This window comes from Streptomyces niger (assembly GCF_000718305.1).
GTDB lineage: Bacteria > Actinomycetota > Actinomycetes > Streptomycetales > Streptomycetaceae > Streptomyces > Streptomyces niger.
The window spans coordinates 24952-38019 of record NZ_JOFQ01000015.1 but is presented as its reverse complement, the minus strand read 5'-3'; the positions used below and the strand labels follow the sequence as shown (position 1 = coordinate 38019).

Sequence of the window (13068 nt, the reverse complement as noted above, 5' to 3'; positions counted from 1 at the left end):
ATGAAGTGGCGAAATCGGGCGTTGCCGATGGCGGTTGCCCTGCTGGCGACGGCCGGCTGTACGAGCACGCCGGAGACGCCGGCGAAGGCGGCCGGCGCGCCGGCCGCGTCCGGGGCACCGGCCACGCCCGCGGCCCGGGTGTGCGCCGAGCCCGTCACCGGGCCGGCGAAGCCACCTGCGGGCGCGGTGCCGGTCGACCCCGCGGTGGTGGGTGACCTGGCTGCGAAGACCAGGAGCAGCCCGCCGCACACCACGTTCTGGCTCCGGCCGGGCAGGCACCGCCTCGACGCGGACCGCTACGCCCAGGTCGTCCCCAAGGAGGGGGACCGCTACCTCGGTGCGCCGGGCGCGGTGCTCGACGGCGGGAAGACGAACCAGTACGCGTTCGGCGGTGACGCGCCCGACGTCACCCTCCGCCACCTGACCGTGCAGGGTTTCGTCGCGCCGCAGAACGAGGGCGTGGTCAACCACGACTCGGCCGACGGCTGGGTGATCGAGCACGTGACGATCCAGCACAACACCGGCGCCGGGCTGATGGCCGGCGACCGCCAGCGGGTCCGCGCGAGCTGCCTGCGCGACAACGGCCAGTACGGCATGAACGCGTACAAGTCCGGTGGCCGTATCGGCGACCTGGTGGTCGAGGGCAACGAGATCGTGGGCAACAACACCGGCGACTGGGAGCGGCGGCGGTCGGGCTGCGGCTGTACCGGGGGCATCAAGTTCTGGGCCGTCGACGGCGCCGACGTACGCGGCAACTGGGTGCACGACAACCGCGGAACAGGGTTGTGGGCGGACACCAACAACAACGACTTCCGCATCGAGAACAACCTGCTCGAAACCAACGACGGTGCCGCGCTGATCTACGAGACCAGCTACAACGCGGTCATCCGGAACAACACGATCCGGCGGAACAACTGGGTCGAGGGCCGCCGGGCGGCCGACCGCGGCGACACCTTCCCGTTCGCGACCGTCTACCTGTCCGAATCCGGCGGCGAACCCCGGATCAGGGCCCGCACCGACAAGATCGAGATCTACCGGAACGTACTGCGGGACAACTGGTCCGGGATCACCCTGTGGGAGAACGCCGACCGGTTCTGCAACAGCCCCGCCAACACCTCCTCCGGTGACTGCACACTGCTGGTGCGGAACACCGACCGCTGCGCGAAACCGTCGATCGGCACCGCACCGCTCTACGCCGACTGCCGGTGGAAGACCCAACGGGTGGACATCCACGACAACCGCTTCGTGCTCGACAAGTCCGTCGTCATGTGCACGGCGAAGTGCGACCGGATGGCGGTGCTGGCCAATTACGGCACCTATCCCGACTGGTCGCCGTACCACGGCGAGCGGGTGGCCGAGGCGATCACCGGCAAGCAGCACAACCGCTGGCACGACAACGTCTACCGCGGACCGTGGAAGTTCGTCGCCCACGACCCGAGCCGGATCCTCGACTTCGCGGAGTGGCAGGCCATGCCGTACCGGCAGGACGCGGGCAGCACCTTCCGCGCACGGGACGGTGGTTGAGATGGCCGGGAACACACCGATGGGTGCGGACACACCGATGAGCGCGGACACACCGATGGACGCGGACACACCGAGGCGCGCGGACCCGCCGAAGGCCGTCGGGATCGTCTGGGGGCTGCTGGTCCTCAACACGCTCGGCTCCGCCGGGGCCAAGACCATCGTCCCGCTGCCCCGCTCACTCATCCAGATGGTCACCATGGGCGCGCTGGTCACCGCGTTCGCGCTGGCGCTCACGCTCAATCACCGGCTGCGCATCCGAGCCGGCGCCTACTTGAGCCTGCTCACCCTGCTGCTGGTGACGAGCGTGCTCTCCAGCGCGCATCTGGAATCGGGGCTCGGCGCGTTGTTCCGGTGCGCTCGGCTGGCTCTCTTCGTCGGCACACTGTGGCTGCTCAGCCGCTGGTGGGACGGCGGCCCGACGTTCGTCCGGCACCACATCCGGATGTACTTCGCGGTGCTCGGGTCGGTGGCCGCGGGGCTGGTCGTCTCGCCGGGCGCAGCGCTGCCCGATCTCTACGGCGGGCGTCTGGTCGGCGCGGTGTGGCCGCTCACGCCACCGCAGATCGGCCAGTACGCCGCAGTGATCATCGGGCTCACCGTGCTGCTCCTGCTGGGCGGCCGGACCGACCGGGCCGGCGCGGCGGTGATCATCGTGCCGTCACTCGTCCTGCTCGTGCTGACCCATACCCGGACGGCCACGCTCGGCCTGCTCGTCGGGCTGGCGCTCGCGATCGGCTCGCTCCTCCTGACCAGCGCCGCAGCGCGCCGGTTCGTCACCTGGGCGGTGCTGTGCGCCGCGGTGGCCGCGGTGGCGTTCAGCTCCGCGCTGGCGGAGTGGTTCCTGCGCGGACAGAGCGAGGAGAACTTCTCCAGCCTCACCGGCCGGGCCAAGGTCTGGGACGCCCTGCTGGCAGCGCCCCGGTCGGCCGTGGAGCAGCTGTTCGGAGTGGGCCTGGGCGACAAGTCGTTCGGCGGGCTGCCGATCGACAACAGCTGGCTGGCCGTCTACCAGGAGCAGGGCCTGACCGGCGTCGTCCTGGTGGCGGCGATCATCACCGTGCTCGGTGGCGTCGCCCTGCTGCGGCCACCGTCGCTGTCGCGGGCCTGCGCGATCTTCCTGATCAGCTACTGCGCGATCGCGTCGTACACCGAGGCGGGCCTTGGCGACGCCTCGCCGTATCTGCTGCACCTGGCCGTCGCCGCCTCGCTGCTGGCGGCGCCTGCCGCGGCCGACCCCCTCGCCACGCCCGAAGGCCCTCGACCACGTAGCGCGCGACGGGCCCAGAGATCGGAGGTGATCTGAGCATGCACGTGTTGGTAGTGCACAACCGCTACTCCTCGGCCCAGCCGAGCGGCGAGAACAAGGTGGTCGACCAGGAGGTGGCGCTGCTGCGCGGCGCCGGCCACCGGGTCGAGGTGTTCGAGCGGCGCAGCGACGACATCGCCGCCCGGTCCCTGCTGGGCAAGGCCAAGGTGCCGCTGCTCGTGCCGTGGAATCCCGCGGTCCGCACCGAGCTCGCCGCGCGACTCCGCGCCCAGCGCCCCGACGTGGTCCACGTCCACAACGTCTTCCCGCTGCTGTCGCCCGCGGTCCTGGCCGCCTGCGCGGACGCCGGCGTGCCCGCCGTCGCCACACTGCACAACTACACCCAGGTCTGCCCGCCCGGCACGCTGCAGCGGGACGGCCGGCCGTGTACCGAGTGCGTCGGGTCAGCGGCGCCGCTGCCCGCCGTCCGGCACGGCTGCTACCGCAACTCCCGGCTGGCGACCGTACCGCTCGCGGTCAGCCTGTCGGTCAACCGGCGGCGGTGGTGGTCGGGCGTGGAGCGGTTCTTCTGCATCTCCGCGGCGCAGCGCGACGTCCTGGTGCGGGCCGGCATGCCGGCCGAGCGGCTGGCGGTGAAGCACAACTTCGTGCCCGACCCGGAGGACCGCCGGTCCGGCGCCGGCGAGCACGTGCTCTACCTCGGCCGGCTCGCGGAGGCCAAGGGCGTACGGCTGCTCATGGCCGCGTGGGACGAGCTCGCCGCGGCGGGCGGTGTGGGCGTACCGCTCGTGATCGCCGGTACGGGGCCGCTGGAGTCGGAGGTGGCCGCCTGGGCGGCGGGCCGGGACGACGTGCGGTACGTCGGTCTGTACGACACGGCGGAGTGCCGAAAGGCCATCGCGCGGTCGGTCGCCGTGGTGGCTCCCTCGACGTGGCTGGAGGCGTTCGGCCTGGTGGTCGTGGAGGCGATGGCGGCCGGGGTCCCGGTCGTCGCCGCCGGCCACGGCGCCTTCGTCGAACTCGTCGAGGACGGGGCGACCGGGCTGCTGCACCGGCCGGGCGAGACCGCCTCGCTCACGTCCTGCATACGCCGGATCGCGGCCGAACCGGGCCGCAACCGGGAGATGGGACAGGCGGCCCGGCGCCGTTACGAACAGGGCTTCAGCCCGGCCGTCGGCCTGGAGCGCCTGGTGAACGAGTACCGCACCGCGATCGCGGGTCGGACGGATCAATGGGGGACGAAAACAATGGGGGGCACCAAATGACACGATGCCGACTCTGCGGCTCGGCGGCGCTGGAGAGCGTCGTCGATCTCGGCGCGACGCCACCGTGCGAGAGCTTTCTCGCCGCTGACCAACTGGACAAGCCGGAGCCGGCGTACCCGCTGCACCTGCGGGTCTGCACCGACTGCTGGCTGGCGCAGATCCCGCCGCTGATCACGCCGGAGGAGACGTTCAGCGAGTACGCGTACTTCTCCTCCTTCTCGACCTCCTGGGTGGAGCACGCGCGCACGTTCGTCACCGACGCCGTACAGCGCCTCGCGCTCGACTCCGGGGAGAAGGACGCCTTCGTGGTCGAGGTGGCGAGCAACGACGGCTACCTGCTCAAGCACGTCGTGGACCGGGGGATCCGCTGCCTCGGCATCGAGCCGTCGGTGAACGTCGGCGCCGCGGCCCGGGACGCGGGCGTGCCCACGCGCACGGCGTTCCTGTCCCCGGACACCGGCGCGGCCGTCCGCGCCGAGCACGGCCCGGCAGACCTGGTCGTCGCCAACAACGTGTACGCACACATCCCCGACGTGGTCGGGTTCACGCAAGGGCTGCGCGCCCTGGTCGCCGACGACGGCTGGGTCTCCATCGAGGTGCAGCACCTGCTGACGCTGATCGAGGAGAACCAGTACGACACGATCTACCACGAGCACTTCCAGTACTACACGGTCGCGTCCGCGATCCGCGCCCTTGCCAGCGGCGGACTCGCGCTCGTCGACGTCGAGTTGCTGCCCACCCACGGCGGCTCCATCCGGCTGTGGGCCCGGCCGGCGGCGGTGGCCGGGGAACCGACCCCGCGAGTGGCCGACGTGCTGGCCCGGGAGAAGGCCGCCGGGCTGCAGGAGCTGTCCGGCTACACCGAGTTCTCCGACCGGGTGGCCAAGGTGCGCCGGGACCTGCTGCGGTTCCTCATCGAGGCCGCCGAGCGCGGCGAGACGGTGGTCGGCTACGGCGCCCCGGGCAAGGGCAACACCCTGCTCAACCACTGCGGCATCCGGCCCGACCTGCTCGCGTACACGGTCGACCGCAACCCCTACAAGCACGGCAGGTTCACCCCGGGCACCCGCATCCCGATCCTGCCGCCCGAGCGGATAGCCGCCGACAAGCCGGACTACGTCCTGGTCCTCCCGTGGAACCTGCGGGCCGAGCTGGTCGAGCAGCTGTCCTTCGTCCACGACTGGGGCGGCCGGCTGGTCTTCCCCATTCCGGAACTGAGCATTGTCGAGGTCGAGAAGTCATGAAGGTCGTACTGTTCTGCGGCGGTTACGGGATGCGGATGCGGAGCGGCGCCGCGGACGACGTGCCCAAGCCGATGGCGATGGTCGGTCCGCGACCGCTGATCTGGCACGTCATGCGCTACTACGCACACTTCGGGCACACGGAGTTCATCCTGTGCCTCGGCTACGGGGCCCACCACATCAAGGACTTCTTCCTCAACTACGAGGAGACGACGTCCAACGACTTCGTGCTGCGCGGCGGGCGGACCGAGCTGCTGTCCACCGACATCTCCGACTGGACCATCACGTTCGCGCAGACCGGCGTCGAGTCGCCGATCGGGGAGCGGCTGCGCCGGGTGCGGCACCACTTGGACGGCGACGAGATGTTCCTCGCCAACTACGCCGACGTGCTCACCGACGCCCCGCTGCCGGAGATGATCGAGAACTTCGCCCGGCGCGACGCCGGGGCGTCGATGATGGTGGTGCCGCCGCAGTCCTCCTTCCACTGCGTGGACCTGGGCGAGGACGGCCTGGTAGGGGGCATCACCGCGGTGAGCGACATGCCGCTGTGGGAGAACGGCGGCTACTTCGTGCTCCGCCAGGAGGTCTTCGACCACATCCCGGAGAACGGCGACCTGGTCGCCGACGGCTGCGCCCAACTGGCCAAGCAGGGGCGGCTGGTGGCGCACCGGCACCGCGGCTTCTGGAAGCCGACCGACACGGTGAAGGAACGGGCCGCACTGGACGCCGCGTACGCTCGCGGCGAGCGCCCGTGGGCCGTGTGGGAGCGGGACGGCGCCGGGGTGAACGCATGATCCGCCTCGGGGCCGGACCCCTGGACCGGATCGTCGCGGTGGGCGCGCACTGCGACGACATCGCCATCGGCGCCGGCGGCACGCTGCTGACGTTGTGTCAGGCCCGGCCGGGCCTCCGCGTCGACGCGCTGGTGCTCTCCGGCGGCGGCAGCGAGCGCGAGCAGGAGGAGCGGGCCGCGCTCGCCGCCTTCTGCCCGGGTGCCGACCTGCGGCTGACCGTGCTCAAGCTGCCGGACGGCCGGCTGCCCGTGCACTGGGACGAGGCCAAGGCCGCGGTCGAGGAGCTGCGTGGGCAGACCGACCCGGACCTGATCCTGGCCCCGCGCACCGAGGACGCGCACCAGGACCACCGCGGCCTGGCGCAGCTGATACCCACCGCGTTCCGCGACCACCTCGTGCTCGGCTACGAGATCGTCAAGTGGGACGGCGACCTCGGCCGGATGGCGGCGTACCAACCGCTGTCGCCGGAGACCGCCGAGGACAAGGTGCGGCTGCTGCAGGAGCACTACCCGTCCCAACGGCACCGGCCCTGGTACGACCGCGAGGCCTTCCTCGGCCTCGCCCGGATCCGCGGCATCGAATGCCACGCGCGCTACGCCGAGGCGTTCGCCGTCACCAAACTCACTCTCCACCTCGGCACTTCCACTCTGGGGGACTGAACCTTGCGCGTACTGCTCACCGGACACCAGGGCTACCTGGGCACCGTGATGGCCCCGGTCCTCACGGCCGCCGGACACGAAGTCGTCGGCCTCGACGCCGGCCTGTTCGCCGACTGCCTCCTCGGCCCGACGCCCGACGACCCGCAGGGACACCGGGTGGACCTGCGCGACGTCACGGCCGAACACGTGGCCGGGGTGGACGCCGTGATCCACCTGGCCGCGCTCTCCAACGACCCGCTGGGATCGCTGGCGCCGGAGCTCACCTACGACATCAACCACCACGCGTCCGTACGCCTTGCCCGGCTGGCCCGCGACGCCGGAGTCAAGCGCTTCCTGTACGCCTCGACGTGCTCGGTCTACGGAGCCGCGGGCGGCGACGAGCTCGTGGGCGAGGACGCCCCCCTGCGCCCCGTGACGCCGTACGCCGAGTCCAAGGTGCGCGTCGAGGACGACCTGCACGCGCTCGCCGACGCCGACTTCACCCCGGTGTACATGCGCAACGCCACCGCCTTCGGCTACTCACCCCGGCTGCGCGCCGACATCGTGCTGAACAACCTGGTCGGCCACGCGCTCCTGTCCGGCGAGGTGCTGGTCCTCTCCGACGGCACTCCCTGGCGCCCGCTGGTGCACGCCGCCGACATCGCACGGGCCTTCACGGCCGCGCTGACCGCACCGCGCGAAGCGGTGCACGACCGGGCGTTCAACATCGGCAGCGAGGCCAACAACGTCACGGTCGCCGAGATCGCCGAGCAGGTCGCCGAGGCGGTGCCCGGCTCGCGGGTGAACATCACCGGCGAGACCGGTGCCGACCCGCGGTCGTACCGGGTGGACTTCTCCCGGTTCCGCGCCGCGATACCCGGCTTCGACTGCGAGTGGACCGTGAAGCAGGGCGCGCTCGAACTCGCCGATGCCTACCGGAAGTTCGGCCTCGCCAAGGACGCCTTCGACAATCGCTTCACCCGCCTCGCCGTGCTCCGCGCGGCGTCCGCGGCCGGCGTCGTCGACGACACCCTGCGGCGGCGCCCGTGACCGCGCTCGGCGAGGAGATGTACGCCCTGGTGGAGCGGTTGTATCCGCTCTGCCGGAGCATCACCGGTGACGGGGTGCGCGCCACCCTGGACATCGTCGGCGAGTACATCCCGCTCGACGTGCACGAGGTACCGACCGGCACCCAGGTCCTCGACTGGACGGTGCCGCAGGAGTGGAACATCCGGGACGCGTACGTCGCCGACAGCGCCGGCAACCGGGTCGTCGACTTCGCCGCGTCCAGCCTGCACGTGCTCGGCTACAGCGTCCCGGTGTCGGCGACGATGCCGCTGTCCGAGCTGCGCGCGCACCTGCACACCTTGCCGGACCGGCCGAGCTGGATTCCGTATCGCACGAGCTACTACAAGCCCGACTGGGGGTTCTGCCTGGCCCAGGACACCCTCGACGCGATGCCGGACGGCGAGTACGAGGTGCGCATCGACTCCACCTTGGAAGACGGTCACCTCACCTATGCCGAGCACGTGGTCCACGGCCGGGTCCCGGACGAGGTGATCGTCTCCTGCCACGTCTGCCACCCCTCGCTGGCCAACGACAACATGGCCGGCGTCGCGGTGGCGACATTCCTGGCGCGGGCGCTGGCCGAGCACACCCCGTACTACACCTACCGGTTCATCTTCGCGCCCGGCACCATCGGCGCGATCACCTGGCTGGCCCGCAACGCGGAGCGGGTGGGCAGGGTGAAGCACGGCCTTGTGCTGGCCTGCGCCGGCGACCCGGGCGGGCTCACGTACAAGCGGAGCAGACGCGGCGACGCGGAGATCGACCGGGTGCTGGAGCACGTGCTGACCGCATCCGAACGGCCGCACCGCGTGGCTGAGTTCACCCCGTACGGATACGACGAGCGGCAGTACTGCTCGCCCGGGTTCGACCTCGGCGTGGGATCGCTCACCCGGACCCCGTACGCGGGCTACCCCGAGTACCACACCTCGGCGGACAACCTGGACTTCGTCTCCCCGGAGGCGATGGCTGACACCCTTGCGGTCTGCCGCGAGGCATTCGCCGTCCTCGACCGCAACCGGAGGTACCTCAACCTCAGCCCGTACGGCGAACCGCAGCTGGGCCGCCGCGGGCTCTACGACGCGCTCGGCGGCCGCAGTGACACCAAGCAGGCCCAGCTGGCCATGCTCTGGGTGCTCAACCTCTCCGACGGCGAACACAGCCTGCTGGACGTCGCCGAGCGGTCCGGGCTGCCGTTCGACACCGTCGCCGCCGCGGCCGACGCCCTGCACGGAGCGGGGCTGGTCAAGGCATGACGTCGACGACCACCGAGGGGGAGGGGGCCACGAAGCCATCCGCCGGATCCGCCAAGCGGGCCCTCGCCGGCCGGCTGTCCTGGGGACTGGCCGACCAGGCGGCCTCCAGCCTGTCCAACTTCGTGGTGGGCGTGTACGTGGCACGCTCGCTGGGAGTGGCCGCGTTCGGTGTGTTCAGCCTGGCCTGGGTGACGTACGGCGTGGTGCTCAACGTCTCCCGCGGCCTCGCCACCGACCCGCTCGTGGTGCGCTTCAGCGGCGTGCCGACCGCGTCCTGGCGCGCGGCGGCGGCCCGGTCGTCGGGCACCGCGCTCGGCCTCGGTGCGGCCCTCGGCGCGGCGTCCCTGGTGGCCGGGCTCGCTCTCGGCGGCAGCGTGGGGACCGCGTTCGCCTGCCTCGGCGTCGTCCTGCCGGCGCTGCTGCTGCAGGACGCCTGGCGGTTCGCGTTCTTCGCCGCGGGGGCCGGGCGGAAGGCGTTCGTCAACGACCTCGTGTGCGGCGTCGCGCTCGTCCCGGCCATGGTGGTGGCGGCCCGCGTCGGCAGCGTGGCCGCATTCCTGCTCGCCTGGGGCGCCGCCGCCGCGGTGGCCGCGGGGTACGGCTGCCTCCAGTCCGGCATCCGGCCCCGGCTGACCGAAGCGCGGGGATGGCTCCGCGAGCAGCGTGACCTCGGCTACCGGTACCTGGTCGAGAACGTCGCCCTCAGCGGCGCGAGCCAGCTCCGCGCCTACGGGCTCGGCGTGCTCGTCGGGGTCGGCGCCGTGGGTGCGGTCCGGGGCGCCGAGCTGCTGCTCGGCCCGTTCCTCGCGGTGCTGATGGGCCTCTCGCTGGTCACCGTCCCGGAGGCGGCACGGGTGCTGCGGCAGACCCCGCACCGCCTCGGCTCCTTCTGCCTCCTGCTGGGCGCCGGGCAGGCCGCCGCCGCGCTGCTCTGGGGCGGGGCGCTGCTGCTGATGCCCGACCGGCTCGGCGAGCTGGTGCTCGGCGGCGTATGGCCCGCCGCCTCGCAGCTCATCGTGCCCGTCACGCTCGCCGTCGCGGGGGCGGGGCTCGGCACCGGCGCGGCGGCCGGGCTGCGCGCACTCGCCGCGGCCCGGCGCAGCCTGCGCTGCCAGCTGCTCGCCTCGGTGTGTTACGTCGGCGGCGGGCTCGGCGGGGCGGCCGTCGCCGGCACCGTCGGCTCGGCCTGGGGCGTCGCCGCCGCGACCCTCAGCGGCTCGGCCGTGTGGTGGCTGCAACTGCGGTCCGCGCTGCGCGAGCACCACCGGAACCAGAACCCCCTGAACGAAGTGAGAACACCATGACCGCGCACCCCCGGCTGAGTATCGGCCTACCCGTATACAACGGCGAGGAGTACCTCGCCGAGTCGCTCGAAGCGCTGCTCGGCCAGACCTACGAGGACTTCGAGCTGGTCATCTCCGACAACGCCTCGACCGACGGGACCGAGGCCATCTGCCGCAAGTACGCCGCGCAGGACTCGCGCATCCGCTACCTGAGGCTGTCCCGGAACGTCGGCGCCACGCCGAACCACAACTACGTGTTCACCCAGTGCCGCGGCGAGCTGTTCAAGTGGGCCTCGCACGACGACCTGTACGCGCGTGACCTGCTGCGGCGCTGCGTGGAGGCGCTGGACGAACACCCTGACGTGATCCTCGCGCACTCCGGCCAGGCGGTCATCGACGGCGACGGCCGGGTGAAGGTGCCCTACGAGTACGGGCTCGCCACCGACTCGCCGCACGCGCCGGAGCGCTTCCGCAGCCTGCTGTTCGAGCCCGGGGGCGACGACTTCTACGGGGTGCTGCGGGCCGACATGCTGCGCCGGGTGAAGCCGCTCGACAGCTACCACCACGCGGACCGCACGTTCGTCGCCGAGATCACCCTGCACGGCCCCTTCCACCAGGTGCCGGAGCTGCTGTACTTCCGCCGCGACCACCCCACCCGCGCCGAACGCGCGAACCCCTCCAAGCGCTCCCGGTGCGTCAACCTGGATCCGCGCCGAGCGGGCCCGCTGCACCCCACGCCCCGGCTGCTCGCCGAGTACCTGTGGGGCTTCGCCTCGGCGATCCGGCGGGCGCCGCTGTCCGCGGCCGACCGGCGCGCGTGCTACCGCCACCTGGCCGCATGGATGACCAGCCGGGCCCGGCCGGGCGCGGGGGAGCGGGTCGAGGACCGTGCCCCGGTCGACCCGGGCCGGTTCACGGTCTCCGTCGACGCCCTCGTCGCCGGCCGTGCGGGGAGGCAGGCATGAGGACCGCGACACGGGTGGGGGTGTTCGGTCTGCTCGGCTCCGGCAACCTCGGCAACGACGGATCGCTCGAAGCCGTGCTCGGGTACCTCCGTGCCGCGCACCCGGAGGCGGTCGTGGACGCGCTGTGCGGCGGACCCGAGACCGTCACGGCCCGGTTCGGGATCCCCGCGACGCGGCTGCACTGGTACCGCGGGGAGTACCGCACCGCGTCCCGCGCGGGCGCGATCGCGGGGAAGGGGCTGGGCAAACTCGTCGACGTCTTCCGCACCGCCGCCTGGGTGCGCAAGCACGACGTGGTGATCGTGCCGGGTATGGGCGTTCTGGAGGCCACACTGCCACTGCGGCCGTGGGGCTTCCCGTACGCGCTGTTCCTGCTCTGCGCGAGCGGCCGGCTGCTCGGCACCCGGGTCGCGCTGGTCAGCGTCGGCGCCGCCGAGATCCGCAACCGGCCGACCCGGGTTCTGGTGCGCTGGTCGGCGCGGCTGGCCGCGTACCGCTCGTACCGGGACGCCCGGTCCCGCGACGCGATGCGGGCGATGGGCGTGGACACCGCGCGCGACGAGGTCTACCCGGACCTCGCGTTCTCCCTGCCGACTCCGCCTGCGAGCCCGCCCGCGGGCGCGCCCGGCCCGGTCTGCGTCGGCGTCATGGACTTCCACGGCGGCAACGACGACCGCGCCCGGGCCGCGGAGATCCACCGCCGCTACCTCGACGGGACGATCCGGTTCGTCCGTGCGCTGGTCGAGGAGGGCAGGCCGGTCCGGCTGCTCACCGGCGACACGTGCGACGCGACGGTGGTCGCCGCGATCCTCGACGCGGTGCCGTCGCCGCTGGTCACCGCCGCCGAACCGGCCGCACTCGCCGACCTGATGAACGAGATGGTGGCCGCCGACACCGTGGTGGCGGTCCGGTACCACAACCTGATCTGCGCGCTGAAGACCGGCACGCCCGTGCTCGCCCTCAGCTACGCGGCGAAGAGCGACGCACTCATGGCGCAGATGGGGCTCGGCGCGTACTGCCACCCGGCACGCGAGGTCGATGCCGACCGGCTTCTGGAGCAGTTCCGGTCGCTGGAGAAGCGATCGGCCGAGCTGCGGCAGACCCTCACCGAGCGGAACCGGGCCGCGGCACGGTGCCTGGAGCGCCAGTTCGACGCCCTGTCCGCGGCCCTGTTCCCGGCGACCGACCACGCCCTCACGCCCCCGCGGGAGACACCATGAAAGCGACCGAAGTCCCGGAGATCGCCGGCGCGTACCTCTTCGAGCCGACACCCCACGCCGACGAGCGCGGTTTCTTCTGCCGCACCTTCGACGCCGACGTGGTCCGCTCGGTGGGCCTGGACCCGCACACCTTCGTCCAGGACAGCGTCTCCCGCTCCGCCCGTGGCGTGCTGCGCGGCATGCATCTGCGCTCCGGCGCCGGCGAGGCCAAACTGGTGCGCTGCTCGTACGGGAGGATCTTCGACGTCGTCGTGGACCTGCGGGCGGACTCGCCGACCTACCTCGGCGTGGCCACCTTCGAGCTGTCCGGCGAGACGCAGGTGACGTTGTACATCCCGGCGGGCTGCGCGCACGGCTTCCAGGCACTGACCGAGACCGCGGACACCTCGTACCGCATCGACCGTCCGCACGATCCGGCCGAGGACGTCACGATCGCCTTCGACGACCCGGAGCTGGCCATCCCCTGGCCGCTGCCGGTCACCTCGAAGTCCCAGCGGGACCGGGAGGCACCCAGCCTCGCCGAGGTCCTGCAGAACCGCGAGAGCTGAGG

Annotated in this window: 12 protein-coding genes; all 12 read left to right on the top strand. The window is 72.1% G+C overall.

Translation table 11 applies throughout. The annotated features are described in order from the left end of the window. Genes IF20_RS26535 through IF20_RS26480 form a run of 12 tightly spaced genes read left to right on the top strand, consistent with a single transcriptional unit; the run spans nucleotide 1 to nucleotide 13066 of the window. Nucleotides 1–1524, top strand: coding sequence for a right-handed parallel beta-helix repeat-containing protein (locus IF20_RS26535; RefSeq protein ID WP_110944570.1), 1524 nt, complete (start codon nucleotides 1–3; stop codon nucleotides 1522–1524). Between the two features lie 37 nt (nucleotides 1525–1561). Further along, nucleotides 1562–2827, top strand: a complete 1266-nt coding sequence (locus IF20_RS26530; protein WP_052867943.1) for a hypothetical protein — start codon at nucleotides 1562–1564, stop codon at nucleotides 2825–2827. A gap of 2 nt (nucleotides 2828–2829) precedes the next feature. Beyond that, a complete protein-coding gene (locus tag IF20_RS26525) occupies nucleotides 2830–4056 on the top strand; it encodes a glycosyltransferase (RefSeq protein ID WP_052867867.1) in 1227 nt (408 codons plus the stop codon). Next, nucleotides 4053–5300, top strand: a complete 1248-nt coding sequence (locus IF20_RS26520) for a class I SAM-dependent methyltransferase (RefSeq protein WP_052867866.1) — start codon at nucleotides 4053–4055, stop codon at nucleotides 5298–5300. The genes IF20_RS26525 and IF20_RS26520 overlap by 4 nt, the downstream gene beginning before the upstream one ends. Further along, nucleotides 5297–6091 carry a glycosyltransferase family protein gene (locus tag IF20_RS26515; RefSeq protein ID WP_052867865.1) on the top strand — a complete coding sequence of 265 codons (795 nt, stop codon included), beginning with the start codon at nucleotides 5297–5299 and terminating at the stop codon, nucleotides 6089–6091. The genes IF20_RS26520 and IF20_RS26515 overlap by 4 nt, the downstream gene beginning before the upstream one ends. Next, nucleotides 6088–6750, top strand: coding sequence for a PIG-L deacetylase family protein (locus IF20_RS26510; RefSeq protein ID WP_052867864.1), 663 nt, complete (start codon nucleotides 6088–6090; stop codon nucleotides 6748–6750). Before IF20_RS26515 ends, IF20_RS26510 begins: the two co-directional genes overlap by 4 nt. A gap of 3 nt (nucleotides 6751–6753) precedes the next feature. Next, nucleotides 6754–7779, top strand: a complete 1026-nt coding sequence (locus IF20_RS26505) for an NAD-dependent epimerase/dehydratase family protein (protein ID WP_052867863.1) — start codon at nucleotides 6754–6756, stop codon at nucleotides 7777–7779. Between the two features lie 17 nt (nucleotides 7780–7796). Beyond that, nucleotides 7797–9050: a DUF4910 domain-containing protein gene (locus IF20_RS26500; RefSeq protein ID WP_052867942.1), complete on the top strand. Its 1254-nt coding sequence runs from the start codon at nucleotides 7797–7799 to the stop codon at nucleotides 9048–9050. Further along, the gene (locus IF20_RS26495; protein WP_052867862.1) at nucleotides 9047–10354 is read left to right on the top strand and encodes an MATE family efflux transporter; all 1308 of its coding nucleotides are present in this window, start codon (nucleotides 9047–9049) and stop codon (nucleotides 10352–10354) included. Before IF20_RS26500 ends, IF20_RS26495 begins: the two co-directional genes overlap by 4 nt. Continuing rightward, on the top strand, nucleotides 10351–11298 hold the full coding sequence (locus IF20_RS26490) for a glycosyltransferase family 2 protein (RefSeq protein WP_052867861.1): 948 nt from the start codon (nucleotides 10351–10353) through the stop codon (nucleotides 11296–11298). The genes IF20_RS26495 and IF20_RS26490 overlap by 4 nt, the downstream gene beginning before the upstream one ends. Then, nucleotides 11295–12518, top strand: a complete 1224-nt coding sequence (locus IF20_RS26485; protein ID WP_052867860.1) for a polysaccharide pyruvyl transferase family protein — start codon at nucleotides 11295–11297, stop codon at nucleotides 12516–12518. The genes IF20_RS26490 and IF20_RS26485 overlap by 4 nt, the downstream gene beginning before the upstream one ends. Continuing rightward, nucleotides 12515–13066 carry a dTDP-4-dehydrorhamnose 3,5-epimerase family protein gene (locus tag IF20_RS26480; RefSeq protein ID WP_052867859.1) on the top strand — a complete coding sequence of 184 codons (552 nt, stop codon included), beginning with the start codon at nucleotides 12515–12517 and terminating at the stop codon, nucleotides 13064–13066. The genes IF20_RS26485 and IF20_RS26480 overlap by 4 nt, the downstream gene beginning before the upstream one ends. Nucleotides 13067–13068: the final 2 nt, after the last annotated feature.